The 24,556-nt window shown below is 29.0% G+C and carries 16 protein-coding genes, 1 other RNA gene and 1 riboswitch; of the genes, 9 read left to right on the top strand and 8 right to left on the bottom strand.

What is annotated here, in order from left to right:
• The 4 genes from MHL31_RS02000 (at position 1) to MHL31_RS02015 (ending at position 3,832) form a co-directional block, all read left to right on the top strand.
• On the top strand, positions 1 to 903 hold the full coding sequence (locus MHL31_RS02000; RefSeq protein WP_240227409.1) for an ATP-grasp fold amidoligase family protein: 903 nt from the start codon (positions 1 to 3) through the stop codon (positions 901 to 903).
• Positions 903 to 1,463 carry an L-threonylcarbamoyladenylate synthase gene (locus tag MHL31_RS02005; RefSeq protein ID WP_240227410.1) on the top strand — a complete coding sequence of 187 codons (561 nt, stop codon included), beginning with the start codon at positions 903 to 905 and terminating at the stop codon, positions 1,461 to 1,463. The genes MHL31_RS02000 and MHL31_RS02005 overlap by 1 nt, the downstream gene beginning before the upstream one ends.
• A gap of 139 nt (positions 1,464 to 1,602) precedes the next feature.
• Entirely contained in the window at positions 1,603 to 3,027 is a 1,425-nt protein-coding gene (locus MHL31_RS02010) for a CCA tRNA nucleotidyltransferase (RefSeq protein ID WP_240227411.1), read from the top strand.
• A gap of 52 nt (positions 3,028 to 3,079) precedes the next feature.
• Positions 3,080 to 3,832, top strand: a complete 753-nt coding sequence (locus tag MHL31_RS02015) for an acyl-[acyl-carrier-protein] thioesterase (RefSeq protein WP_240227412.1) — start codon at positions 3,080 to 3,082, stop codon at positions 3,830 to 3,832.
• A 66-nt stretch (positions 3,833 to 3,898) separates the two neighbouring features.
• Here the strand turns inward: MHL31_RS02015 and MHL31_RS02020 are convergent, their stop codons facing one another.
• From MHL31_RS02020 to MHL31_RS02040, 5 genes are all read right to left on the bottom strand, one after another.
• Positions 3,899 to 4,903: a sugar kinase gene (locus tag MHL31_RS02020; RefSeq protein WP_240227413.1), complete on the bottom strand. Its 1,005-nt coding sequence runs from the start codon at positions 4,901 to 4,903 to the stop codon at positions 3,899 to 3,901.
• Between the two features lie 108 nt (positions 4,904 to 5,011).
• Positions 5,012 to 6,838 (bottom strand): ABC transporter ATP-binding protein, encoded by a 1,827-nt coding sequence (locus MHL31_RS02025; RefSeq protein WP_240227414.1) that lies wholly within the window; start codon positions 6,836 to 6,838, stop codon positions 5,012 to 5,014.
• The gene (locus tag MHL31_RS02030; RefSeq protein ID WP_240227415.1) at positions 6,838 to 8,553 is read right to left on the bottom strand and encodes a phospho-sugar mutase; all 1,716 of its coding nucleotides are present in this window, start codon (positions 8,551 to 8,553) and stop codon (positions 6,838 to 6,840) included. Before MHL31_RS02030 ends, MHL31_RS02025 begins: the two co-directional genes overlap by 1 nt.
• Before the next feature lie 72 nt (positions 8,554 to 8,625).
• A complete protein-coding gene (locus tag MHL31_RS02035; protein WP_240227416.1) occupies positions 8,626 to 9,573 on the bottom strand; it encodes a glycosyltransferase family 2 protein in 948 nt (315 codons plus the stop codon).
• 12 nt (positions 9,574 to 9,585) lie between these two features.
• Positions 9,586 to 10,113, bottom strand: a complete 528-nt coding sequence (locus MHL31_RS02040) for a DUF4199 domain-containing protein (protein ID WP_240227417.1) — start codon at positions 10,111 to 10,113, stop codon at positions 9,586 to 9,588.
• A 180-nt stretch (positions 10,114 to 10,293) separates the two neighbouring features.
• On the opposite strand from MHL31_RS02040, the gene ffs reads away from it, so the two are divergent.
• The 3 genes from ffs (at position 10,294) to fsa (ending at position 12,263) form a co-directional block, all read left to right on the top strand.
• An RNA gene (gene ffs / locus MHL31_RS02045) (signal recognition particle sRNA small type) lies at positions 10,294 to 10,392 on the top strand.
• A gap of 274 nt (positions 10,393 to 10,666) precedes the next feature.
• A complete protein-coding gene (locus MHL31_RS02050; RefSeq protein ID WP_240227418.1) occupies positions 10,667 to 11,470 on the top strand; it encodes an SDR family oxidoreductase in 804 nt (267 codons plus the stop codon).
• Positions 11,471 to 11,609: 139 nt separating this feature from the next.
• The gene (gene fsa, locus MHL31_RS02055) at positions 11,610 to 12,263 is read left to right on the top strand and encodes a fructose-6-phosphate aldolase (RefSeq protein ID WP_240227419.1); all 654 of its coding nucleotides are present in this window, start codon (positions 11,610 to 11,612) and stop codon (positions 12,261 to 12,263) included.
• Positions 12,264 to 12,330: 67 nt separating this feature from the next.
• Here fsa and uvrB read toward each other — a convergent pair whose 3' ends face one another.
• Positions 12,331 to 14,319: an excinuclease ABC subunit UvrB gene (uvrB, locus tag MHL31_RS02060; RefSeq protein ID WP_240227420.1), complete on the bottom strand. Its 1,989-nt coding sequence runs from the start codon at positions 14,317 to 14,319 to the stop codon at positions 12,331 to 12,333.
• 121 nt (positions 14,320 to 14,440) lie between these two features.
• Positions 14,441 to 14,637, top strand: a riboswitch (cobalamin riboswitch).
• A 129-nt stretch (positions 14,638 to 14,766) separates the two neighbouring features.
• Here uvrB and nrdG point away from each other — a divergent pair.
• Together nrdG and nrdD are read left to right on the top strand one after the other, a co-directional pair.
• On the top strand, positions 14,767 to 15,219 hold the full coding sequence (nrdG, locus tag MHL31_RS02065; protein WP_371824132.1) for an anaerobic ribonucleoside-triphosphate reductase activating protein: 453 nt from the start codon (positions 14,767 to 14,769) through the stop codon (positions 15,217 to 15,219).
• Between the two features lie 3 nt (positions 15,220 to 15,222).
• Complete coding sequence (gene nrdD, locus MHL31_RS02070) at positions 15,223 to 17,097, top strand: anaerobic ribonucleoside-triphosphate reductase (protein ID WP_240227422.1); 1,875 nt, start codon at positions 15,223 to 15,225, stop codon at positions 17,095 to 17,097.
• A 45-nt stretch (positions 17,098 to 17,142) separates the two neighbouring features.
• On the opposite strand, the gene MHL31_RS02075 is transcribed toward nrdD, so the two are convergent.
• On the bottom strand, positions 17,143 to 19,980 hold the full coding sequence (locus tag MHL31_RS02075; protein ID WP_240227423.1) for a T9SS type B sorting domain-containing protein: 2,838 nt from the start codon (positions 19,978 to 19,980) through the stop codon (positions 17,143 to 17,145).
• Positions 19,981 to 20,050: 70 nt separating this feature from the next.
• The gene (locus MHL31_RS02080; protein WP_240227424.1) at positions 20,051 to 24,535 is read right to left on the bottom strand and encodes a T9SS type B sorting domain-containing protein; all 4,485 of its coding nucleotides are present in this window, start codon (positions 24,533 to 24,535) and stop codon (positions 20,051 to 20,053) included.
• Between the last annotated feature and the right edge of the window lie 21 nt (positions 24,536 to 24,556).

Here is a 24,556-nt window from a genome sequence, read left to right on the forward strand (position 1 = left end):
ATGAAATTTAAAAAATCAACTTACAGACTTTTAAAAAATTTTAAATTTTTACCTAATAAAAGATTGCTAAAAATTAGATATAGATATTATACTGATGAGAAGTTAAATCTAGAAAACCCTAAAAAATTTAATGAAAAAATTACTTGGTTAAAGTTGCATTTTCATGTGCCACTTTTAACACAGTTGGCAGATAAATTTGCTGTTAGAACATATGTTTCAGAAAAAATAGGCGATGTTTATTTAAATGAATTGTACAATGTTTATTACAGTGTAGACGCTATTGATTTTGACCAACTTCCTAATCAATTTGTATTAAAAGGTGTACACGGTAGTAGCTTAAATATTATTGTAAAAGATAAAAGTAAATTAGATATTAAAAAAGCTAAAAAGACAATGCGAAAATGGATGAAGCATTGCCAATATAAAAAAGTAGGTTTAGAATGGGCTTATAAAAATATAGAACCTAAAATTATAGCAGAAAAATATTTAGAAGAAGAAGGAAAGGATGTTTTACACGATTATAAATTCTTTTGTTTTAATGGAGAACCTAAATTTTTGCAAGTAGATATTGATAGAGGATCTAAAGATTACAGGTGTTTTTACGATTTAGATTGGAATCAACTTCCTTTTTCTGTTTTAACTAAAACATTATATAATTGTGATGTTACAAAACCTTCAAATTTTGAAGAAATGAAAACCTTAGCAAAAACTTTGGCAGATGACCTTCCGTTTGTTAGAGTAGATTTTTATGCTATAAATAATAAAACTATTTTTGGAGAAATGACTTTTTATCCGGGTGATGGTAAAGAAATTTTTTCACCACATAAATACAATACAATTATAGGAGAGTATTTAAAATTACCAAAAATACCAGAAGAACATAAAATAATTACAGTTTTTTAATGGAACAAGAAATTAAAAATAGTTTAAAAACACTTCAACAAGAAAAAGTACTGTTATATCCAACAGATACAGTTTGGGGAATTGGTTGTGATGCAACGTCTAATAAAGCTGTAAAAAAGGTGTTTAATATAAAAAATCGCTCAGAGAGTAAAAGTTTAATAATTTTGGTAGATAGCATTAAAATGTTAGAACATTATGTGCCAACTATTTCAAATAAAATTATTGAATTATTAACTGCAACAACCAAACCAACTACAATTATTTATAACAAGCCTATTGGTTTAGCTACAAATGTGGTTGCAGAAGACGCAACAGTAGCAATTAGAATTCCTGAAAATAAGTTCTGTAAGCAATTAATAAAGGCATTTGGAAAACCTATAGTTTCTACATCAGCAAATGTAAGTGGAAATGTAACTCCTAAAAGTTTTAAAGAAATAGAGCAACCAATTTTGGATAGCGTAGACTATATTGTAAATTTGCAGCGAGAAGTAGTAAATGAAAAGTCTTCAACTATTTTAAAAGTTGCTGATAATGGAGATATAATTGTGCTTCGTGAATAGTTATGAAAAATTCGTCATTCTGAACTTGTTTCAGAATCTCATGCAGTTTTAAGTAAATAATGATGTGAACCTGAAACAAGTTCAGGTTGACGTTTATTATTAAAATAAAAGAAATATTAAAATATAGTCAAATAAATTTATGCCTAGTAATAACACATATAAAGATGCTTTAATACATCCAATATTTGAATATATTTCAAAAGCTTCAAAAAATTTACAATTAGATTCTTACGTAATTGGAGGTTTTGTTCGTGACTATTTTTTAAAAAGAGGAGCACCAAAAGATATTGATATTGTAGCCGTTGGTAGCGGAATAGAATTAGCACAAGAAGTAGCTAATTTATTACCAAATAAACCAAAAGTTCAGGTTTTTAAAACTTATGGAACTGCTATGTTACGTTATAATGATGTTGAAATAGAATTTGTTGGGGCTAGAAAAGAATCTTATAATGAAGCCAGTAGAAATCCTGTTGTTGAAGATGGAACTTTACAAGATGATCAAAATAGAAGAGATTTTACTATAAATGCATTGGCTTTAAGTTTAAACGAAGCTAATTATGGCGTTTTATTAGATCCTTTTGAAGGAATGAAGGATTTGGAGTCTAAGATTATTAAAACACCTTTAAATCCAGATATCACTTATTCAGATGATCCTTTAAGAATGATGCGGGCAATTCGGTTTGCATCACAATTAAATTTTATTATTGAAACAGAATCTTTAAATGCAATTACAAGAAATGCTGAAAGGTTAGATATTATAACAAGAGAACGTATTATTGATGAGTTTAATAAAATAATGCTTTCTAAAAAACCATCAGTAGGAATTTTATTATTGCATAAAACTAAACTGCTACATAGATTTTTACAAGAAGTAACAAATTTACAAGGTGTAGATGAAATAGAAGGTCAAAAACATAAAGATAATTTTTACCATACCTTAGAAGTGGTTGATAATATTTCTGAAAATACAGATGATTTATGGCTACGCTGGGCAGCATTATTACACGATATTGGAAAAGCGCCTACTAAAAAGTTTGATAAAAATATAGGTTGGACTTTTCATTCTCACGAATTTGTAGGCTCTAAAATGGTATACAAATTATTTAAACGGTTAAAAATGCCTTTAAATAATAAAATGAAGTTTGTTCAGAAAATGGTGTATCTAAGTTCTAGACCTATTGTTTTAGCAACGGACGTAACTGATTCTGCTGTAAGACGTTTAATTTTTGATACGGGTGAAGATATTGATAGTTTAATGACGCTTTGTGAAGCTGATATCACAACTAAAAATCCAACTAAATTTAAACGTTACCATAATAATTTTAAAATGGTTCGCGAAAAAATTAAAGAAGTTGAAGCTCGAGATCACGTACGTAAATTTCAACCTCCAATTTCTGGTGAGTTAATAATGGAAACTTTTAATTTAAAACCGTGTAGAGAAATCGGGCAAATTAAAGACGCTATAAAAGAAGCTATTTTAGATGGTAAAATTGCAAACGATTACGATGAAGCTTATGCGTTTATGTTACAAAGAGGTGAAAAATTAGGACTTAAAATTAATTAAAATCTCTATTACATTTAATATCAAATAGAAAAATATCAACCAGATAAAATTAATGAAAAACTTGGAATCTATTTTTGAAGAAAATTATAAAGTAAATAGCATAAACATAAATACAAATAAAAAATTAGGTTTATTTGGTTTGTTGCAAATACTACAAGATATTGCTAGTGAACATGCATTAAAACTAGGTTTTGGTTACGAAAGTTCAATAGAAAAAGGTTTTTTTTGGGTGCTTACCAGACAAAAATTGCAAATGGATACCTGGCCATGCTTAGATGATACCATAACTATTAAAACTTGGACAAAACCAGTTATTGATTTTTATGCAATTCGTGAATATGAAATATTTTTAAATCATAATAAAATTGGTGCTTGTTCAACAAGCTGGATGATTTTAGATAGTAAAACCAGAAGGCCTAAAAAAATAGAAAATACTGAAAGTTTATTTAAACCTAGAAAAGATTATTCATTAGATTTTATAGCAGAGAAAATTATTCTTCCTAAAGAAATTGGGGCTACAAAAATGTTTGAAGTTAGAATTAGTGACTTGGATATGAATAATCATGTAAATAATGTGAAATACACACAATGGGTACTTGATTCTATACCGTTTAATTATCATAAACTATTTAGGGTTAAAGAATATGAAATTAATTTTTCAGCAGAAACTTTTTTAGATGATAAAATAGAAATACATAGTAATATTAACAATCTAGAATCAAATAGTAATCATGAATTGTTTTTTAAGGGCAATAGATTAAAAGATTCTAAAGTAGTTTTTACGGCAAGAATGCTTACTAAATAAAATGTATTAAAAAAAGTAACGTCTTAAACGTTACTTTTTTATAATAGGCATTATTTAACCTAAATTTTATCTGTTTAATCTACCTGTAATATTTCCTTCTAAAATGCCTAAAACTTCATCTACAGATGAAAAGTTTACATCACCTTCATAGGTATGTTTTAAAGCACTTGCAGCACTTGCAAATTCCATAGATTTTACATCATTATAATGTTGTAAACCATAAATTAATCCTGCAGCAAAAGCATCTCCTGTTCCAATTCTATCTATAATATGTGTAATATCTAAATCTTTTGTTTCTCTAAATTCGTCACCATTCCACATTCTAGCTCTAATTTTATTCCAAGAAGAATTTACTGCAGTTCTTATTTTTTCAAATACCTTTTCTATAGAAGGAAATTTAGACATTAGCTGTTTGCTAGCTTCGATAAATTCTTCATTAGTATATCCAAAATTTGTATCTAGTACTTCATTAATTTCGTCAATACCACCAATAAAAATTGTTGAGTAATTTAATAAATCGATTAAAGCGTCTTTGGCGTTTACTCCATATTTCCATAGACCTCTTCTATAAGTAGGATCTGCTGAGATTGTTAAGCCTTTCTTTTTAGCTAAAATTAAGCCTTCTTTTAAAGTTTCGTAGCCACCTTTACAAAGGGCAGGAGTAATGCCTGTCCAGTGAAACCATTTACCACCTTCTAAAGATTTTTCCCAATTTACCATGCTTGGCTCAATTTCTGAGAAAGATGAATGCGAACGATTGTAAGAGATACTACTCGGTCTCATAACAGCGCCTACTTCTAAAAAATAAACACCTAATGGGCGTTTAGATCTTACTATAGCAGAAGTATCTACTCCAAATTTTCGCAAATATGAAATAGCTGTGTCACCAACAAAATCTTCTGAAATACAACTTATATGTTTTACATCACCACCAAAATTGGCTATTGAAATACCAACATTTATTTCTGTTCCTCCAAAATAAAATTCAAGTGAATTAGCTTGAATAAATTTCTTATTTCCTTCAGGAGATAAACGCATTAATACTTCTCCAAATGTTATTATCTGACTCATAAAAATACTATTTGTTTTTATGTAAATTTACAAATAGAACTTTAATTTGCCTAACAAATATTAAGATCAAAACTTAATAAAGGAATCTGTTAAGTTTTATAAAAAAAATTAAAGTGTTTGCATAGTAACCAACTTAAAATATTCACCTTTTTCGGCTAATAATTCTTCGTGTTTACCTTGTTCTACAATTTCTCCTTTTTGAAGTACTATAATTAAATCTGCTTTTTGTATTGTTGATAAACGATGTGCAATTACTAATGATGTTCTATTTTCCATCATTTTTTCTAGGGCTTTTTGTACCAACTGTTCACTTTCGGTATCTAGCGCAGAAGTAGCCTCATCTAAAATCATTATTGGAGGATTTTTAAGTACAGCACGTGCAATACTTAAACGTTGTTTTTGTCCACCAGAAAGTGTATTTCCACTATCGCCAATATTAGTTTGGTATTGTAAAGGTAAGTTTTTAATAAATTCGTGTGCATTTGCAATGTTTGCAGCGTCTTCAACTTCTTCTAAAGTAGAGTTTTCAACTCCTAAGCTAATATTATTTTTAACAGTATCATTAAATAAGATGGATTCTTGAGTAACAATTCCCATTAAATCTCTTAATGATTTTTGTTTTATATCTTTAATATTTACACCATCTATTTTAATGGAGCCTTTATTAACATCGTAAAATCGTGTAATTAAATTTGCAAGTGTAGATTTACCACTACCAGACTGTCCAACAAGAGCAACAGTTTGCCCTTTTTTAATATTTAAAGAAAAGTTTTTTAGAACATATTCATCTAAATATTTAAATGAGATGTTTTCAAATGAAATTTCACTATCAAAGCTTTTTTTAGCAATTGCGTTTGGAGTATCTGTTATGGTATTTTTAGTTTCTAAAATATCGATAATACGTTCTGCAGATGCATTTCCTTTTTGAATGCTATAAAATGCAGTAGAAATAGCTTTTGCAGGATTTAACACTAAATAAAATAGTCCAATATACCCAAAGAATTCTTGTGGTTGCATACCACTATTATCAGTTAAAACCAATCTTCCTCCAAACCATAAAATTGCAATTATTGTAGCAGAACCTAAAAATTCACTCATAGGAGAAGCTAATGTTTTACGTTGGATTACGCTTGTCATTAAATCTCTAAATTTTGTAGTAGAATTATTAAATTTATGTTCAATTTTAGTTTCAGCATTAAAACCTTTTATAACACGTAAACCAGTTAAGGTTTCTTCCATAAAAGATAAAAATGTGCCTGTTTCTTGTTGTGCTAATAAAGATTTTGCCTTTAATTTTTTGCTAATTGCAGAAATTATAAACCCTGAAACAGGTAATAAAATAAATACAAATAATGTCAATTTTGCACTTATAGCAAACATTGATATTAATGTTAAAATTATGGTTAAGGGCTCACGTACTATGGTTTCTAATGATGTTAAAAAAGAATTTTCAACTTCTTGAACATCAGATGTCATGCGAGCAATAATATCTCCTTTTTTCTTTTCTGAAAAGTAGGAGAGTGGTAATCCAATAATTTTATGATATAAGCTATCTCGTAAATCTTTAACTACACCATTTCTTAAAAAGGCTAAAACAAAAGAAGCTAAATATCTGAATAGATTTTTAAAGAAAAATAAACTGAAAGATAAAATACAGATAAAAAGTAAGGCTTTATCAATTCCACCATTTTCCATTAATTCGGTGACTTTATAATTTAAAGAACCAGAAACAAAATCGTATAAGCTTGCAATACCAGTATATACAGGCTTTGTATAGGTTTTTTCTTCTTTTCCAAATAAAATACCGAGTACAGGAATAAATCCTAAAACAGAAAGTACATTAAATAATGCATACAAAATATTGAAAACAATATTTAAGTATGCATATTTAAGGTAAGGTTTTGCGTATTTTAATATCTTTTTGAAATAATTCATTAAGATAGTTTCATTTCAGTAATTATACGTTGAATTTTAGTATCTAATTCCGCTTCAACTTTTTTAGCATTTTCAATTGCATCTAGTGGTGCTTTTACGCTAAAATAAAATTTAATTTTAGGCTCAGTTCCACTTGGTCTTGCAGCAATTTTAGTACCTTCAACAGTTTCGTAAATTAACACGTTAGATTTTGGAATGTCAATAGCTTCAACGGTATTTGTAAGTAAATTTGTTTTAGTTGAGGCATCGTAATCGTATAAATATTTTACTTTAGAACCATCAATTTCAGTTACTGGATTTTCACGTAAATCTACCATCATTTGAGCAATTTGTTGTGCTCCATCCATTCCTTTTCTTACCAATGCAATTAAATGTTCTTTATAGAAATTAGTGTCAGCATAAATTTGTAGTAATTCTTGGTATATTGAACTTCCATTAGCTTTTGCATTTGCAGCAATTTCACATGCTAAAAGTGTAGAAGAAACGGCATCTTTGTCACGTACAAAATCTCCTATCATATATCCAAAACTTTCTTCACCACCACCAATAAAATCTAATGTTCCTTCGGCATCTCTAATCATTTTAGCAATCCATTTAAATCCAGTTAGACTTACTTTAGATTGAACACCATATTTTTCGGCAATTTCTGCAACTAAATTGGTAGAAACTATAGTAGAACCTACAAACTGTTTTCCGTTTAATTTACCAGCTTCTTTCCATTTTTTAATTAAGAAATCGGTCATTAAACACATTGTTTGGTTACCGTTTAATAATTTCATATTACCATCTAAATCTCTAACTGCAATACCTAAACGGTCACAATCTGGATCTGTTCCAATAACAATATCAGCACCAATTTTATTTGCTAATTCTGTAGCCATTTTTAAAGCCTCAGGTTCTTCTGGGTTTGGTGATTTAACAGTTGGGAAATCACCATTTGGTTCGCGTTGTTCTTCAACAATATGTACATCTGTATATCCTGCTTTTTCAAAAGCATTTGGAACAGCTGTAATAGAGGTTCCGTGTAATGAAGTAAATACAATTTTTAGGTTTTCTTTACCAGCAGTATTAAATGTACCATTTTTTACTGAAGCATCAATAAAAGCATTGTCTACTTTTTCGCCAATAACTTCAATTAAATCTTCTTTTGCATCGAATTTTATTTCAGAAAAATCTAAACTGTTTACTTTTTCAATTATTTTATAATCGTGTGGTGGTACAATTTGTCCTCCATCAGCCCAATACACTTTATACCCATTATATTCTGGAGGATTATGAGATGCAGTTAAAACTATACCTGCATCACAATCTAAATGGCGCACTGCAAACGATAATTCAGGTGTTGGTCTTAAAGCTTCAAATAAAAATACTTTTATTCCATTTGCAGAAAATACATCTGCAACAATTTTAGCAAATTTTTGACTGTTATGACGACAATCAAAAGCAATAACAACTTTAAGTTCTTTATTAGGGGAAGTTTGTATTAAATAGTTAGACAACCCTTGTGTAGCTTTACCTAATGTATATTTGTTAATTCGGTTTGTACCTGCACCCATAATACCACGCATACCACCAGTACCAAATTCCATATCTTTGTAAAACCTATCAGCTAATTGATCTTGATTGTTATCAATTAAAAGTTGAATTTCTTTTTTTGTTTCACTATCAAAAGTGTCTGTAAGCCAAAGTGAGGCTTTTTCTAAGATTGTAGTCATAATAATTATTGTCAAATTTTATACAAAAATACTGTTATTAGTTGTAAATAAATAGTGCTTTTTACTAAAACGTTATATATTAATTTTGTTTGAAATTGAATACCTTTTTGTAGCTGATTTAGTGCGAAGCATTAACTCTCCTAAAAAACCTGCTAAAAAGAATTGTGTTCCAATTATCATAGTTGTTAAAGCAATGTAAAATTGTGGTCTTTCGGTAATTAACCTACCTGTTGGATTAAAAAATAGTTTGTCTACACCTAAATAAAAGGCAAATGTACATCCAACAACAAACATAAGTGTTCCTAAAAAACCAAATAAATGCATGGGCCTTTTTCCAAAAGTAGATAAAAACCAAATAGTAATTAAATCTAAAAATCCGTTTATAAAACGCTCTATTCCAAATTTGGTTACACCATATTTTCTAGCCTGATGTACTACTACTTTTTCATCAATTTTAGTATATCCAGCGTTTTTTGCAAGTACTGGAATGTAACGGTGCATTTCACCATTAACATCAATATTTTTAATAACCTCTTTTTTATAAGCTTTTAATCCGCAATTAAAATCGTGTAATTTTAAACCTGAAGTTTTTCTAGCGGCAGCATTAAATAATTTTGAAGGTATATTTTTTCTAATTTTAGAATCGTAGCGTTTCTTTTTCCAACCAGAAATTAAATCGAAACCATCTTTACTAATTAGATTGTATAATTCAGGAATTTCGTCTGGACTATCTTGTAAATCAGCATCCATTGTAATTACAACATCGCCTATTACTTCTTTAAAACCCGCATTTAAAGCTTGAGATTTTCCATAATTTTTTTGAAAACGTATGCCTTTTACAGCTGTGTTTTTTTTTGAAAGATTTTCGATTACTTCCCAAGAAGTATCTGTACTACCGTCATCAATAAAAAGAATCTCATAAGAATAACGATTGGATTGCATAACTTTTACAATCCAATCGTGTAATTCATTTAAAGATTCTTCTTCATTAAGTAGTGGAATAACTACTGATATATCCATTTATTTTTTATTTTAATCTTCTTCAGATTTTTTTAAAATTAAACCTTCTATAAGTGAAATTATAAAACCAAAGAATAAACTACCTATAATTCCCATTGCTGCTCCAATTAGTGGACTAGAAAATTTTTCTTGCATTGCTATTGCAACTTCCAATTGTTCATCAGTCATATTTGGGTTTTGTTCTAACATTTTTTCTTGACCAACTTTCATCATATTTTCCATAAAATCTGGTTCAATAAAATTGATAAAAATTTGATTGTAAAGTACAGATATTATAGCACCAATTAATGCAATTCCCAATCCAATTTTTAATGCATCTCCTAAACTTAAAAGGTTATTATTACCATCTTTATAGTTTTTTAACCCCATAAAAATTATAACAGCCATTATTACAAAGCTCGCAGCCATTACTCCAAATCCTTGATCGTAAATTTTACCCATTGCATAAATTGCAACTGAGAGTATAACAGAAACTACACCTAATATTAGTCCGTAGTTAAGCATTACTTGTTTTGATGTTGTTGATTTTTGGTTTTCCATAATTGTTTGTTGAGTTTTTAGAGTAACAAATATACTAAATACACATTTAGTATAAAGTTAATTTAATTAATATTAGTATTTGTTTATAATAATTTATTAGTAATCAGAATTTTAAAAATGTTACATAAAATTATAAAAAAAAACATTGTTTAAACTAAAAATTGATTGTAAATTTGCACCGGGCAAGTCCTACACAACCAGCTCCCTTTGAATCCTCCAGGGCGGGAACGCAGCAAAGGTATTAGGTCGTAGCGGTGTGATGTAGGTAGCTTGCCTTTTTTTCTACTCTTTTTTTCCTATTTAATATCCTTTTTAATTTCTTACTAACTTTTAATTACCTTATAAATAATGTACTTTTGAAATTATTTTAAATGGTTGTCTGTTTTTAAGTTTTAAAGGTTGTTTTCTTTTAAACATGTTTTAGAGAGCGTATTTTTAACTTGTGTGTTAAGTATAATGAGATACTCAAAAATGTTAAGCATTACGTTGCCAAAAATTAACACTAATTACGGATACTCAATTATTTTTTAATCTTTCAATTTTTTATTATTTAATGAAAAAAGTAGTTTTAATTACTGGCGGGTCTTCTGGAATTGGAAAATCTGTTGGAGAATTTTTATCGGAAAAAGGATATATTGTTTATGGAACAAGTAGAAATCCTCAAAAAATATCCAAACATCCATTTAAATTAGTGGCATTAGATGTTACTAATGTTGAAACAATTAATACGGCAGTAACCGAAGTTATTACACAAGAAGGAAGGCTGGATGTGTTAATTAATAATGCTGGAATGGGAATTACCGGACCTATTGAAGAAACTCCAACTGATGAAATGCGAAATGTTTTCAATACAAATTTTTTTGGTGCAATTGATGTAATGAAAGCTGTTTTACCTCAAATGAGAACTCAAAAAAGTGGTTTAATTATTAATGTTACGTCTATTGCTGGTTATATGGGATTGCCTTATAGAGGTATTTATTCTGCAACAAAAGGTGCCTTGGAAATTGTAACAGAAGCTGTTAGAATGGAAGTTAAAAATTTTGGAATACAAGTAACAAATGTAGCTCCGGGAGATTTTGCAACTAATATTGCTTCAGGAAGATACCATACACCTGTTTTTGATAATTCTCCTTATAAAAAAACATATAAGGAAAATTTAGATTTAATGGATGCCCATGTAGATAGTGGAAGTGATCCTTTAGAAATGGCAACTGCTATTTATAAAATTATTAAAACTCCAAAACCTAGAATACATTATAAAGTTGGAGATTTTATGCAAAAAAGTTCTATTGTATTAAAAAAAATACTTCCAGATACTATGTATGAAAAATTATTAATGAATCATTATAAATTATAAAGTCTAAAAGTATGTTATTTTAATTATTGTAATTGTAGAAAAGCTTCAAAATTAGATTTTTACTTTAATTAACTCTAACACTTTTATTCAATTCCACATTAAAAACTATATTTGTAAACTAAACTTAAATAAACTTAAAATGAAATTTTTTATCGATACAGCAAATCTAGACCAGATTAAAGAAGCACAAGCATTAGGTGTTTTAGATGGAGTTACTACTAATCCATCATTAATGGCAAAAGAAGGAATAACAGGAGCTGATAATATTTTAAAACATTATGTAGCTATTTGTAATATTGTTGATGGTGATGTTAGTGCAGAAGTAATTGCTACTGATTTTGCTGGAATGGTTAAAGAAGGTGAAGCTTTGGCTGCTTTACATCCACAAATTGTAGTTAAATTACCTATGATTGCTGATGGTGTAAAAGCGTGTAAATATTTTTCAGATAAAGGTATTAAAACAAATGTAACGTTAGTTTTCTCTGCAGGTCAAGCTTTATTGGCTGCAAAAGCAGGAGCAACTTATGTATCTCCATTTATTGGACGTTTAGATGATATTTCTACAGATGGTTTGAATTTGATTTCTGAAATAAGACATATTTATGATAATTATGGTTTTACTACCAAAATTTTAGCTGCATCTGTGCGTCATACAATGCATATAATTGATTGTGCTAAATTAGGTTCTGATGTTATGACAGGTCCTTTAAGTGCAATAAAAGGTTTATTAAATCACCCTTTAACAGATATTGGATTGGCAAAGTTTTTAGCTGATTATCAAAAAGGAAATTAATACAATTACAATTTATTAATAACGTTATTAAAGCTAACAAGTTTTCAAAACCTGTTAGCTTTTTCTTTTACACTTTCTCTTTCAAAACTTTTATTTCATCACGTAATTGAGCAGCAACAATAAAATCTAATGCTTTTGCAGCAGTTTCCATTTGCTTACGTTTTTCTTTAATACGTTTTTCAATTTCAGTTTTAGATAAATAATTTAATTCTTCTTCCGCAGCCATATTTGCTGCATTGTCGTAATTATAAGATGAAACAGTGTTTTTTGCTAATGTATTTTCAATACTCTTCTTAATTTGAGTAGGTGTAATATTATGTTTTGTATTGTAATTAATTTGTTTTTCTCGTCTTCTAGCAGTTTCATCAATAGTTTGTTGCATACTATTTGTAATTTTATCGGCATACATAATTGCTTTACCTTTAACATTACGAGCGGCTCTACCAATAGTTTGTGTTAAAGAACGGTGCGAACGTAAAAAACCTTCTTTGTCTGCATCTAAAATTGCAACTAAAGAAACTTCTGGTAAATCCAAGCCTTCACGTAAAAGGTTTACTCCAATCAATACATCAAAAAGACCTTTTCGTAAATCTTGCATAATTTCTACACGTTCTAAGGTATCTACATCTGAGTGAATATAACGACAGCGAATATGAATTCTAGTTAAATATTTAGCTAATTCTTCTGCCATTCGTTTAGTTAATGTTGTTACTAATGTACGTTCATCTTTTTCAACTCTAATTTGAATTTCTTCAATTAAATCATCAATTTGATTGATGCTTGGACGGATTTCAATTTCAGGATCTAATAAACCTGTTGGTCTAATTACTTGTTCCACAAAAACACCTTCGGTTTTTTGTAATTCGTAATCTGCAGGTGTTGCACTTACAAAAATAACCTGATTTTGAATGCTTTCAAATTCATCAAACTTTAAAGGTCTGTTGTCCATTGCTGCTGGCAATCTAAATCCATATTCTACTAAATTTACTTTTCTAGACCTGTCTCCTCCGTACATTGCATGTACCTGTGGAACAGTTACGTGGCTTTCATCAATAACCATTAAATAATCATCAGGAAAATAATCTAATAAGCAGAAAGGTCGTGAGCCTGGAGTTCTTCCATCTAAATAACGCGAATAATTCTCGATTCCACTGCAATAACCTAATTCACGAATCATTTCTAAGTCAAATTCGGTACGTTCTTTTAACCTTTTAGCTTCTAAAGGTTTACCAATTTCATTAAAATAATCGTATTGTTTCATTAAATCTTCTTGAATAGCGTGTATTGCATTCTGTAGCACATCTGGAGAAGTTACAAACAAGTTTGCTGGATAAATAGAGAGTTGTTCAAATTTTTCTATTACCTGATTGTTGGTAACGTCAAAACTTTCAATTTCTTCAATTTCATCGCCAAAAAAATGAATTCTATAAGCATGTTCACCATAAGAAGGGTATACGGTTATGGTATCACCTTTAACTTTAAATGTTCCACTGCTAATTTCGGTTTCAGTTCTAGAGTACAAACTAGTAACTAACAATTGTAAAAATTTTGTACGTGGAATTTCTTGGTCAACTTCTATTGTAATAATATTTTTTTTGAATTCAACAGGATTTCCAATACCATAAATACACGAAACGGAAGCAATAATTATAACATCACGTCTTCCAGAAAGTAGAGCAGACGAGGCACTAATTCTAAGTTTTTCAATATCTTCATTAATAGATAAATCTTTTTCTATATAAGTTCCGGTTGTAGGTAAAAAAGCTTCTGGCTGGTAATAATCGTAATACGATACAAAATATTCAACAGCGTTGTTAGGGAAAAATTGTTTAAATTCAGAATATAGTTGAGCAGCTAGTGTTTTATTATGTGCTAAAACTAAGGTTGGTTTTTTTACTTTTTCAATTAAATTGGCTACAGTAAATGTTTTTCCGGAGCCAGTAACACCTAAAAGAGTTTGGAATTTTTCACCAGATTCAATTCCTGCTACAAGTTGTTTAATTGCTTCAGGTTGGTCTCCAGTAGGTTTAAATTTTGATTCTAATTTTAATTGCATAGTACAAAAATAAGCTAATTTTTATGGTTTTCTTAGTTCATTTAAATTCGGTTTTTTCTATTGTTAATAATTATCTTAATAACATATTTTAAAAATTAGTTTTTCAACAAGTTTCTTGATTAATTTTAACCTAGAATTTGGTTCAGTTACACTATTACGGTGTATTTGATTAAAAGGGAATCAGGTGAAATACCTGAACTGTTCCCGCAGCTGTAAGTTCAATAGAGGTTTTACACTCTTTGTCACTGTTTTATTTAGAAATGGGAAGACGTAAAACTAGAACAAGTCAGAAGACCTACCAATTTCAGTTTAATGTCAAGCTTTCGGGAGAAAAGTGAATGGCATAGAATATTCTTATTTTGAATAATCTTAGCTTTTGGCAATTTATTAATTAATCTATAAATGAATGATGCATTGCTTCATTTTTATAGATAAAACGTGTTAGTGATGAATTTTTCGAGCGTTCAAATAGTTTTACAGGAAGTACCTGGAGAAATTAGTATTTGCTTTAGTATTTGCGGTTGTACTTTGGGGTGTAAAGGCTGTCATTCTCCTATCTTATGGAAAGCTTCTAATGGAGAACCATTAACTATAGATATATTTAAAAAAATACTTGCAAAATATAAGGGTTTGGCAAGTTGTGTATTATTTATGGGAGGTGAATGGCATAAAAATACATTGCTTAATTATCTCGAATATGCTAAAAATGTTGGTTATAAAACCTGTCTATATACTGGTAATGATAATGTTGACAGTAAACTGCTAGCACATTTAAACTTTATTAAAACAGGTAAATGGATTCAAGAATTAGGAGGTTTAGATTCACCAACAACCAATCAGAAATTTAAAGAAGTACAATCAAATAAATTATTAAATCATTTATTTCAACAAAAATTATAAGCCATGATTAGATTAACCGAACAACAAGTAGCTAAAAAAATTAATTTTATTAGTAATTATATTAATGCTAATAATGCAGCAGATGGATCTAAAATGGATGCAAATGCAAATGTTTCTTCAAAAAATATTGCTACCATGGAAGCCGAACTGAATAAAGATATTAATATTCAAGTAAACCGACAGCTAGTAAAAAATAAAATAGAACAACTTTTTGGTAACGATTTGGCTAAGGAATATATTCGGCAAATAGAATCTCATGAAATTTATGTACACGACGAAACATCATTAAAGCCCTATTGTACTTCTATAAGTATGTATCCTTTTTTGTTTGATGGATTAACCAAATTAGGAGGTGAAAGTAGAGCACCGCAACATTTGGAGAGTTATTGTGGTGAATTTGTGAATCTTGTTTTTGCTATAAGTTCTCAGTTTGCTGGAGCTTTAGCTACAGTAGAATTTTTATTGTATTTCGATTATTTTGCAAGAAAAGATTTTGGTAATGATTACTTAAATACAAATACTAAAACTATTTCCAATCATCTACAGCATGCCGTTTATGCAATTAATCAACCAGCAGCTGCACGCGGGTATCAGTCAGTTTTTTGGAATATTTCTTTATATGATGAAAAGTATTTCGATAGTTTATTTGGTGCATTTGTTTTTCCAGATATGAGTAAGCCAAAATGGGATAGTTTAAAAAAATTACAACATTTTTTTATGAAATGGTTTAATGCAGAAAGAGAAAAAGCAGTGTTAACTTTCCCCGTTGTTACTGCCGCAATGTTGGTAAAAGATGGAAAACCTGCTGATACTGAATTTGCTGAAATGTGTGCTACAGAATTAAGTGAAGGCAATTCTTTTTTTATTTACCAATCGGAAAGTGCAGATAGTTTGGCATCTTGTTGTAGGCTTAGAAATGAAATTAGCGATAATACATTTAGTTATTCACTAGGAGCAGGAGGTGTTTCAACTGGTTCTGTAAATGTTATTACCTTAAATATGAATCGTTTAATTCAAAAAGGAAACGATCTTAAAACTGAAATTACTAAAATTCAAAAATATCAAGTTGCTTATAGAAGTCTAATTGAAGAATATAAAAATGCAGGAATGCTTCCTGTTTATAATGCTGGATTTATTTCGTTAGAGAAACAGTTTTTAACCATTGGAATTAATGGTATGGTTGAAGCAGCTGAAAGTAAAGGAATAGCAGTTGAAAACAGTACAGCATACAAGGAGTTTGTTTCAAAACATCTTAAAATTATTTATGATGCGAATAAAGAAGCAAAAAAGAAATACGGTTTTATGTTTAATACCGAATTTGTTCCAGCTGAAAATTTAGGTGTAAAAAATGCTAAATGGGATAAAGAAGATGGCTTATTTGTTCCGCGTGATTGTTATAATTCTTATTTTTATCCTGTTGAAGATACTTCAATAAATACATTAGATAAAATTATACTACACGGAAAAGAAATAATTAAATATTTAGATGGTGGATCAGCGCTTCATTTAAACTTAGAGGAAGCACCAAATAAAGAAGGTTTTTTAAAATTAATTAATGCAACTGCTTTGGCTGGATGTAATTATTTTTGCTTTAATATAAAAATTACTATTTGTAATGATTGTGAAAATATAGATAAAAGAACGCTTCAAAAATGTAGTAAATGTGATTCTAAAAATATAGATTATGGTACTAGAGTAATTGGTTATTTAAAACGTGTTTCGAATTTTAGTTCTGCAAGACAACAAGAACACGATTTAAGATTTTACCATTGTGAAGAACTAAAAAATACTACTTCGAAATTACAAAGTACAAGAATTGAAAAATTAAAAATGTTTGAGCAAAAAACACAGGAAGAATATACAACTGTAAAACACTAATTTAAATCTGGTAAATTGTTTTTCTGGTCTTGGCTAGAAAAACAATTATCGTCTAATTAAGCTAAAATGACCGTTTTTTATGCGTGTATTATTTTGTTTATCAGTAAGTTCAACGGAGAACCAATAATCTGTTGCAGGCAATACTTTGCCGTTTAATGTTCCATCCCAACCATTTCCATTAGGATTTAGGGATGTTATAATTTTACCAAATCTATCAAAAATATAGATGTTAGATGTTGGGTAAAAATAGTTGTTGGCTCCGAGAACTTTCCATGTATCATTAACACCATCATTATTTGGAGTAAAAAAATTCGGAAAGCCTATAACTGAAACTTCAAGAGAGGTAAAACCACATCCATTTTTATCTATAGTATATATTGTATGTATTCCAGCAGAAACATTTTCAAAATAAGGATCTGGTTGGTAATCACCATTATAATTATCTAATGCAAACTCATAAGTTCCAATTCCTAAATTAGTTGTATCTATAGTAATAGTATTATTGTCAGAATCGTCTAGAATAGTTATGTCTTTAGCATATAAAACAGGAATATTAGACTCTTTTACATTAAATAAACTAAAACCTTCACAACTTTTGTTTGCATAATCTCTATAAACTTTAACCTCATAAATACCTTCTTTTTCAGCATAATAAATTGGTTCTGTTGCATCTATAATCGGTGAATTGTTATAATACCATTGGTATTTATCACCATTTTCATAAGTGTTTCCATTTAGTTGTACTCGATATGTTTTTGGAGTATCTTCAATAGTTCCTATGCATAAAATAATATCTTCAATTACACTATTTGGTAAAGGTATTTTATTAATGATAATGTTAAATTTCCCTGCTGAAATACAATTGTTGTTTTCTTTATTAGAAATTCTTACAAAAATTTCGCTATCAGGGTAATCTTTAACTCCTTCTATTTGATTGATTTGTAGTTGAAGATCGTTTGTGTTATTATAAAACTCTACAGCTGTTTCAAATGCGGGATTAGCAGATAAATTATGTATGGAAGCCCTTTTCGCTTCAAAATCAAAAGAGGCAATTCCACTGCTAATACTTGTTTCTGTACCAATTCCTAAGTCATTTTCACAGAGATATTCATTTGTATAACTATCTAAATTTGGCGTTTCATATACATTTAATTCCATCTCGCCAAGAGTAAAACAATTTGTATTTTTATTTGTTATTTTTAAAATTAGGTTTGCATTTGTAGTTGAATTATATGCTGAAGGATTTAAAATTGGATTGTTATTTTTAAAATCGTTTTCTGAATCAAAAAATTGAACTTCTAAATCAGTATTATTATTGGTGATTTCTGATAATTTAGAGTTTAAATTAAATAGTGTAATTCCGTTTAAACTATTAGTATCTATATCACATTGGTCATAAATAATTTTTGAAGGCGCTGTTGGTGGATCGTAAACTTCAACTTCAAATTCACCTTTGTAAAGTATCGCTTTTCCACATTTATCCACTAAATTTATTTCAAGATTATACAATCCTTCATCTGATTTTGTAACATTTGTTAGTGATAAATTTTTTAGATTTTGAGTTCCTGGAATTATAACATTGTTAAACGTCCAATTATAAATTGGAGTTCCTATACCAGAAATATCTTCTGTATTAAAAATATAATCATTACCGGTACACAATTTTATAGTTTGGTTGGTAATTATTTCTTGGGTTTCATTGTTTGTAATTTCTATAGTAGAAAATATTGAAGCAATAAATGGAGGTAAACCTTGTGTAGATTTATTTGTGCCTAAACTTATTGCGTTGGGGATGTAATTACTTGCATTACCATCATTTTCAGGACTTTCAATAACGCTTAAATAAGAACTACCATCATCATAGGTAGAAGACATTGTTCTATATATTTTTTGGTCTGGACCAAGTTGTAATGCACTTCTAAATTGATTTCCAGTATCTAGAATTACTTTAGAGCTATTAATTTCAACAGTTGTGTTTTTTGTAATATCGAATTGGTAAAGAGAAGAAGTATGGTTGTTTGGGTTGTTATATTCAGCATAAACTTGATTAAAGTAATTGTTAGAACCTGTAACATATAATTTTTCTCCGTTTCCAGAAAATTCAGCCCCGTAAGGAAAATCATTTGGTGCTGTTAAATTTAAAGTTTGCGGGTTGCTAACACTTCCGGTTTCATTATTAAAATCATATAAAATAAAACGTTTTTCTCCTAAATGAGCAATAGCTATTTTTTTGCCATCAGGAGAAATTTTTAGGTATCCTCTTGGATCATCAGAAAAATAACTTGAGTTTGATGTTGTTGGGGTATTTGCAACACCAGTAGCACTAACTTTGTAGGCTTTAAACTCATTTTGAACATAAGAAACTACCCAAAAAGTTTCACATTCTTTACCATTTATTGCTGCTACTTTTTCAGACCAATTTTCAGCTTTTCCTTCATTTAAATCAACAGGGCCGTTAATGATATCTCCTAAACCATTATTTTGATTCATATCTATTGTGTAATAATAAAACCCTTTTTCACCATTATCAATTGCAGCACCAACCGTAAATAAATAATAGATATTTGTTGAACTTGGTTTTGGAATAATCATAGCTGATTGTGTACTAGAAGCATTTCCTTTTAAATTTAAACCGTTTGGCATAGGAGTATGGTTTTTATTCCAAACAGTTTTACCGTCAGAATAAAACAATAAATTTCCATTTGTATCAGAAAAAGAAGAGCAACCTTCACGCGTATTTATTTGTCCGCCATCTATTGAAACTGGAGTTCCAGAATTAAAATCAATTCCTGCATGTTCTCCAAAATACCAAATATTTGCCTCACTCTGAGCAAAAGCGGTTAAATTGAACAAAAATAAAATGATGAATAATTTTTTTTTCATTTTAAAATTAAAAATTTGCACTAAATATATGACAAGTAATTTTAAAATTCATGTATTAATAATAAATCTATTATTTTCTTATTAAACTAAAATGACCATTTTTTATGCGTGTATTTCCATATTTATCTGTAAGTTGTACAGAAAACCAATAATCTGTTGCAGGCAATGGCTTGCCGTTTAATGTTCCATCCCATCCATTTTCGTCTGGAGTTAAGGAGGTTATGACTTTACCAAATCTATCAAAAATATAGATGTTAGATGTTGGATAAAAATAGTTATTGGCTCCGATAACTTTCCAAGTATCATTAACACCATCATTATTTGGAGTGAAAAATTTTGGAAATCCAATAACTGAAATGTCTATTGACTGAACAGCACAACCATTTTTATCATTTACATAAATTGTGTGAATTCCAGCTGTTACATCTTCAAAATAAGCTTCATCAGTGTAAGATTGTGTATTGTCAAGTGAAAATTCATAGTCTCCAATGCCTAAATTATCTGTATTTATTTTAATTGTGTTATTTTCATTATCGTCAATTATTTCAATATCAAAAATAGTGAGAACCGCCATTTTTGATGGTTTTACCTCAATTTCTTTTGTTGTAGAACAAAGTAAGCCATCTTTATTAGTAAGTGTTATATAATAAAATCCAGCTTCAGTAATGTTACACTCAAAAGAGTTAGAAATTAAATCTCCAGAAGAGTTGTGCCAAAAATATTGGTATAAATCGGTATTTAAATTTTCAATTTCAGGAGTTAATATTAAAGGTTTTTGAGGTGTTGTTATACATAAAATTTGAGGAGAATTTACTTCAAATTCAGGTAGTTTTTCTGTATGCAGTGTTGCTACATGGTTTAACCCTAAACAAGCATTCATATTATCGCTATCAACTCTAGTATATATTTTTTGTACCCAAGGTGTGGTGTTTCTATAATTTGAAATATCAGAAATGCTATTAGTTTCGGATAAAGCATCCTCTAGATTTTCGAAAAATAAAATTTGGATTTCTTGTAAAGAAAATAAAGGGTTGCTATCTAATACTTTTTGTTGTAGATCACTAAAATTAAATTGTGTTTTACCATCTTGATTGTTTGCAGGATATTCTTCGCAACTATAAAAGTGTAAAATTTCAAAATCCGAAGGAATTTGTGTTACACTTACTTTTAATGTTATTTCTGAATAGCTTTCGCAATTATTAGTGTTTGAAATTTTTACATAAACTTTACTGTTTATTACTGATGGATTTTTATATGCAATAGGATTTTTTATGAGGCTTAGATGTTCTTTGTCTGAGTAAAATTCAAAATTTTCATTATTATAATTTTCAGAGATTAATTTTTTGGATTCATTTAAATTGAAAAAGCTAAAACCATCATTGTCATCATCGCATTGCGTTAATTCAACAGAATTTTTAACATTGGGGAGTAAATTAACTGTTAATGTAGCTTCATTAGAATATAAACCACAAGAATTCCCTAACTTTTCCATATAAACTCTAAAACTATAGTTGTTGAAACTATTAGGAGTATTTTTAATAGTTAATGTATTAGAGTTACTTCCATTATAATTTTCGTTATCAGTAATGTTTTGCCATCTAGTGCCATTATCTGTACTTACCTGCCATTGATATAAATCTATTTGGTTTGTATTTATTGTAAAAATTGAATTTGTAAATATGCAAGAATTTATATTTTTAGGTTGATCTATAATACTAATTTCTGCAAATGTATTGTAGTTACTATTTGGTAGTGTATATCCATTATTGGCATTAGTTACTACACCATTATTATTTACAGTAATAGTTGAATTTCCTAAATAATTATCATTATTTTCATCAGAAAAACCAGCTTCAATACTATCATTACAATTGTCACCGTCGCTATCAAAATCTATATAACTAAAAACACCATCTGAATCTAAATCATTAAGAGTATAACCGATTTCTCCGCTATCTGGAGTTTTTTCTGCATTATTATCCCAACCATTAAATCCAATTGTTGCGTTTACATTATCAATTATTCCGTCATAGTTTTTATCGAGTAAATTGCTTCCAGATTCAAAAAGATCAAAAATACCATCATTATCACTATCTAAATCGTAAAAATCAACTACATCATCATTGTCAGAATCAATAGGAGTGGAATTTATATCAAATACGTCATCTAAGCCATTTTCATCTGTGTCTACAGCAGCTAATAAAATTTCTTTACCTTGGTTTTCAATAATATCAGGAATTCCATCATTATCACTATCTAGATCAAGGGCATCTTCAATTCCATCATTATCGTTATCATTAGCATAATCAGTAAGAGAAATTATACCATTAAATATTGATGGATCATTAATATTTGTTAATTGATGAATAAATGAAAATCCAGTAACTTTATTTGCTAAAAACTGAAAAGGAGTAGTACCACTAGGTGTTGGATTAATTTTAAAACGAATTTCAGAACCAGTTATTTGCGTTATACCTGTTTCGTAAATTTCATCAAAATTTGTGTCAACAAGAAGCCGATTATCTGGATCAATAAGTGTAATTGTTTTATTGGCAGGAGTAATTTTAGCAACAAAATAGGCTCCTTCGTTAATTATGTGTGTAATAGCAGTGTTTTCAGTGAATTTAAAATTTATAGAGTCTGAAAAATTTATAGTATAATTATTAATTGTGTTTATAGTAGCTGAAATTTCACTTTTAAAATTTCCATTAGCATCTCCAGTAAAACTATTTGTAGTGTTTGTATTGTCTGTAATTGTAAAATTTCCACTTGCAAAATTTTTAATTTCTGGTTCGTTGTTAAGAACAATACTAGGAGAATTTATATTTGATAGATTAATTTTTGCATCTCCTTTAGATTCAATAGAATTTAAGATACCATCATTATCATTGTCAATATCTATATTGTCAATAATACCATCTTTATCAGTATCTGCAGGACAAAAGCTAATGGGTACTTCAAAGGATTCGAAGGTTAAATTTGTACAACTTATGTAACCTATTAATTTATAGATTCCTGGATCAAGCGGAGTTAAAACAGTACTATTTCCTTTGCTAACAAAACCGGTTCCATCATTAAAGAACCACTCTAAAGAATCGAAGTTTTGTGTATTTAGAGCTTCTAAAGTAATATTACCAATACAATTACCTAATGTTTGAAAACTGGTATTGAAATTTATTTCTGGAGCTGTAGGAAAACCAGAATAAAAACTTCCAGAGCTTGCAGATCCGTTATAATTAAAATAAGCACAATATAGTTCGTTATCACTTTCTACAGAAACATTTCCACTAAGTCCAGTAGCTTTATAGGTAACATACTCTGTATTTCCAGGAACATCACTTGGACTTGAAAAATTTGTGATTGGTAAATTATTGATAGTTACTGTAGCTCCTTTTTTTGATATAATTGTAACACCACCCGTAAAAGTAATTGATCCAATTTTATCAATGTTAGCAATATTATCTACATTTCCTCTAGTACTACAACTTAAAGGAGGTACAAAAAACATACCTTGGTTAGCTTCAGAATTTGTTGCGCCAATTCCTTGATATGCAAAAACATCTTCTGAAGTTTTTACGTACATATTACCATTAGTACTGTATTTATCACCTTCAATTAAGTAATAATTTCCTGCATTTAAGGTAGCTTCTACAGATGTACTTCCGTTAATATAAATTTCTGTATTATTATAATTAGCAACAATTAGTACATTTTCCCACTCATTTTCACCGTCACCTTTAACAAATATGTATTCTGTACCAATTTTTTCAGCTCCAACAATTTGATCTATCCCATAATCTCTTCCTCCACCATTAGAAAAACTTCCATTTGCAGAACCACAGTTAACAACAATATCTTTATCAGATTTTACCAAACAACCAATTAAACCATCTTTATTTGCATTGCTAAAACTACTGTTAGTAGCAATTATATAACTTTCACCTTTATTTAGGTTGGCTTTTACAGGAGTTGCACCCGAATAATTTTTTATTACTAAATCTGCCGGAAGATTACTAAAATTAACTTTAGTATTATCTTCTGTAGCCATAACGGAAACAAAATTTAAATAATTAGTTTGAGGATTTTGATTGGTATAACTACCAACTCTAAATTCTTTTCCAAGGGCAGAAAGTCCTTTACTAACCAAAGCTCCAGCTTGGTCACTACTACCAGCTGACATTCTAACAGAAACATAAATTACACCTGAAGCCTCTACAATATAGCCTTTATTATTAATAACTTTACTTGTTTGGTTAGATTGAACAAATAGTTGGGAATATCCTGTTCCTATGTAAATATCTTGGGGATTTGATTTAGAAACTTTACCTGTTATTGCATTATTTGAAGAACCAACAGGAGTAATAGTATATGGTATTTCATTTTCACTTGGTGTTGAAATATAAATATATTGACTTTCTGGATTTGCATTTCCTATTTCAGCATTTGTTAGAGGCGGTATATAATGCGTTTTACTTAATTGGGCAAAGCTTAGTTGCCCAAAAATAAAATAAAATAGGGTGAAAATAAGTAAATATAAACGAGGTTGCTTAATCACAAATGACTTTAATATATAAAT

It is taken from the genome of Lutibacter sp. A80 (genome assembly GCF_022429645.1).
Classification (GTDB): Bacteria; Bacteroidota; Bacteroidia; order Flavobacteriales; family Flavobacteriaceae; genus Lutibacter.

Bases quoted from the DNA above. Each gene is read 5' to 3' on its own strand.
- nrdG (WP_371824132.1), top strand. From the start codon at position 14,767: ATGAATTTTTCGAGCGTTCAAATAGTTTTACAGGAAGTACCTGGAGAA.
- MHL31_RS02000 (WP_240227409.1), top strand. From the start codon at position 1: ATGAAATTTAAAAAATCAACTTACAGACTTTTAAAAAATTTTAAATTT.
- MHL31_RS02025 (WP_240227414.1), bottom strand. From the start codon at position 6,838: ATGAATTATTTCAAAAAGATATTAAAATACGCAAAACCTTACCTTAAA.
- MHL31_RS02030 (WP_240227415.1), bottom strand. From the start codon at position 8,553: ATGACTACAATCTTAGAAAAAGCCTCACTTTGGCTTACAGACACTTTT.
- MHL31_RS02075 (WP_240227423.1), bottom strand. From the start codon at position 19,980: ATGAAAAAAAAATTATTCATCATTTTATTTTTGTTCAATTTAACCGCT.
- MHL31_RS02020 (WP_240227413.1), bottom strand. From the start codon at position 4,903: ATGAGTCAGATAATAACATTTGGAGAAGTATTAATGCGTTTATCTCCT.
- MHL31_RS02015 (WP_240227412.1), top strand. From the start codon at position 3,080: ATGAAAAACTTGGAATCTATTTTTGAAGAAAATTATAAAGTAAATAGC.
- uvrB (WP_240227420.1), bottom strand. From the start codon at position 14,319: ATGCAATTAAAATTAGAATCAAAATTTAAACCTACTGGAGACCAACCT.
- MHL31_RS02040 (WP_240227417.1), bottom strand. From the start codon at position 10,113: ATGGAAAACCAAAAATCAACAACATCAAAACAAGTAATGCTTAACTAC.
- MHL31_RS02050 (WP_240227418.1), top strand. From the start codon at position 10,667: ATGAAAAAAGTAGTTTTAATTACTGGCGGGTCTTCTGGAATTGGAAAA.
- nrdD (WP_240227422.1), top strand. From the start codon at position 15,223: ATGATTAGATTAACCGAACAACAAGTAGCTAAAAAAATTAATTTTATT.
- MHL31_RS02010 (WP_240227411.1), top strand. From the start codon at position 1,603: ATGCCTAGTAATAACACATATAAAGATGCTTTAATACATCCAATATTT.
- fsa (WP_240227419.1), top strand. From the start codon at position 11,610: ATGAAATTTTTTATCGATACAGCAAATCTAGACCAGATTAAAGAAGCA.
- MHL31_RS02035 (WP_240227416.1), bottom strand. From the start codon at position 9,573: ATGGATATATCAGTAGTTATTCCACTACTTAATGAAGAAGAATCTTTA.
- MHL31_RS02005 (WP_240227410.1), top strand. From the start codon at position 903: ATGGAACAAGAAATTAAAAATAGTTTAAAAACACTTCAACAAGAAAAA.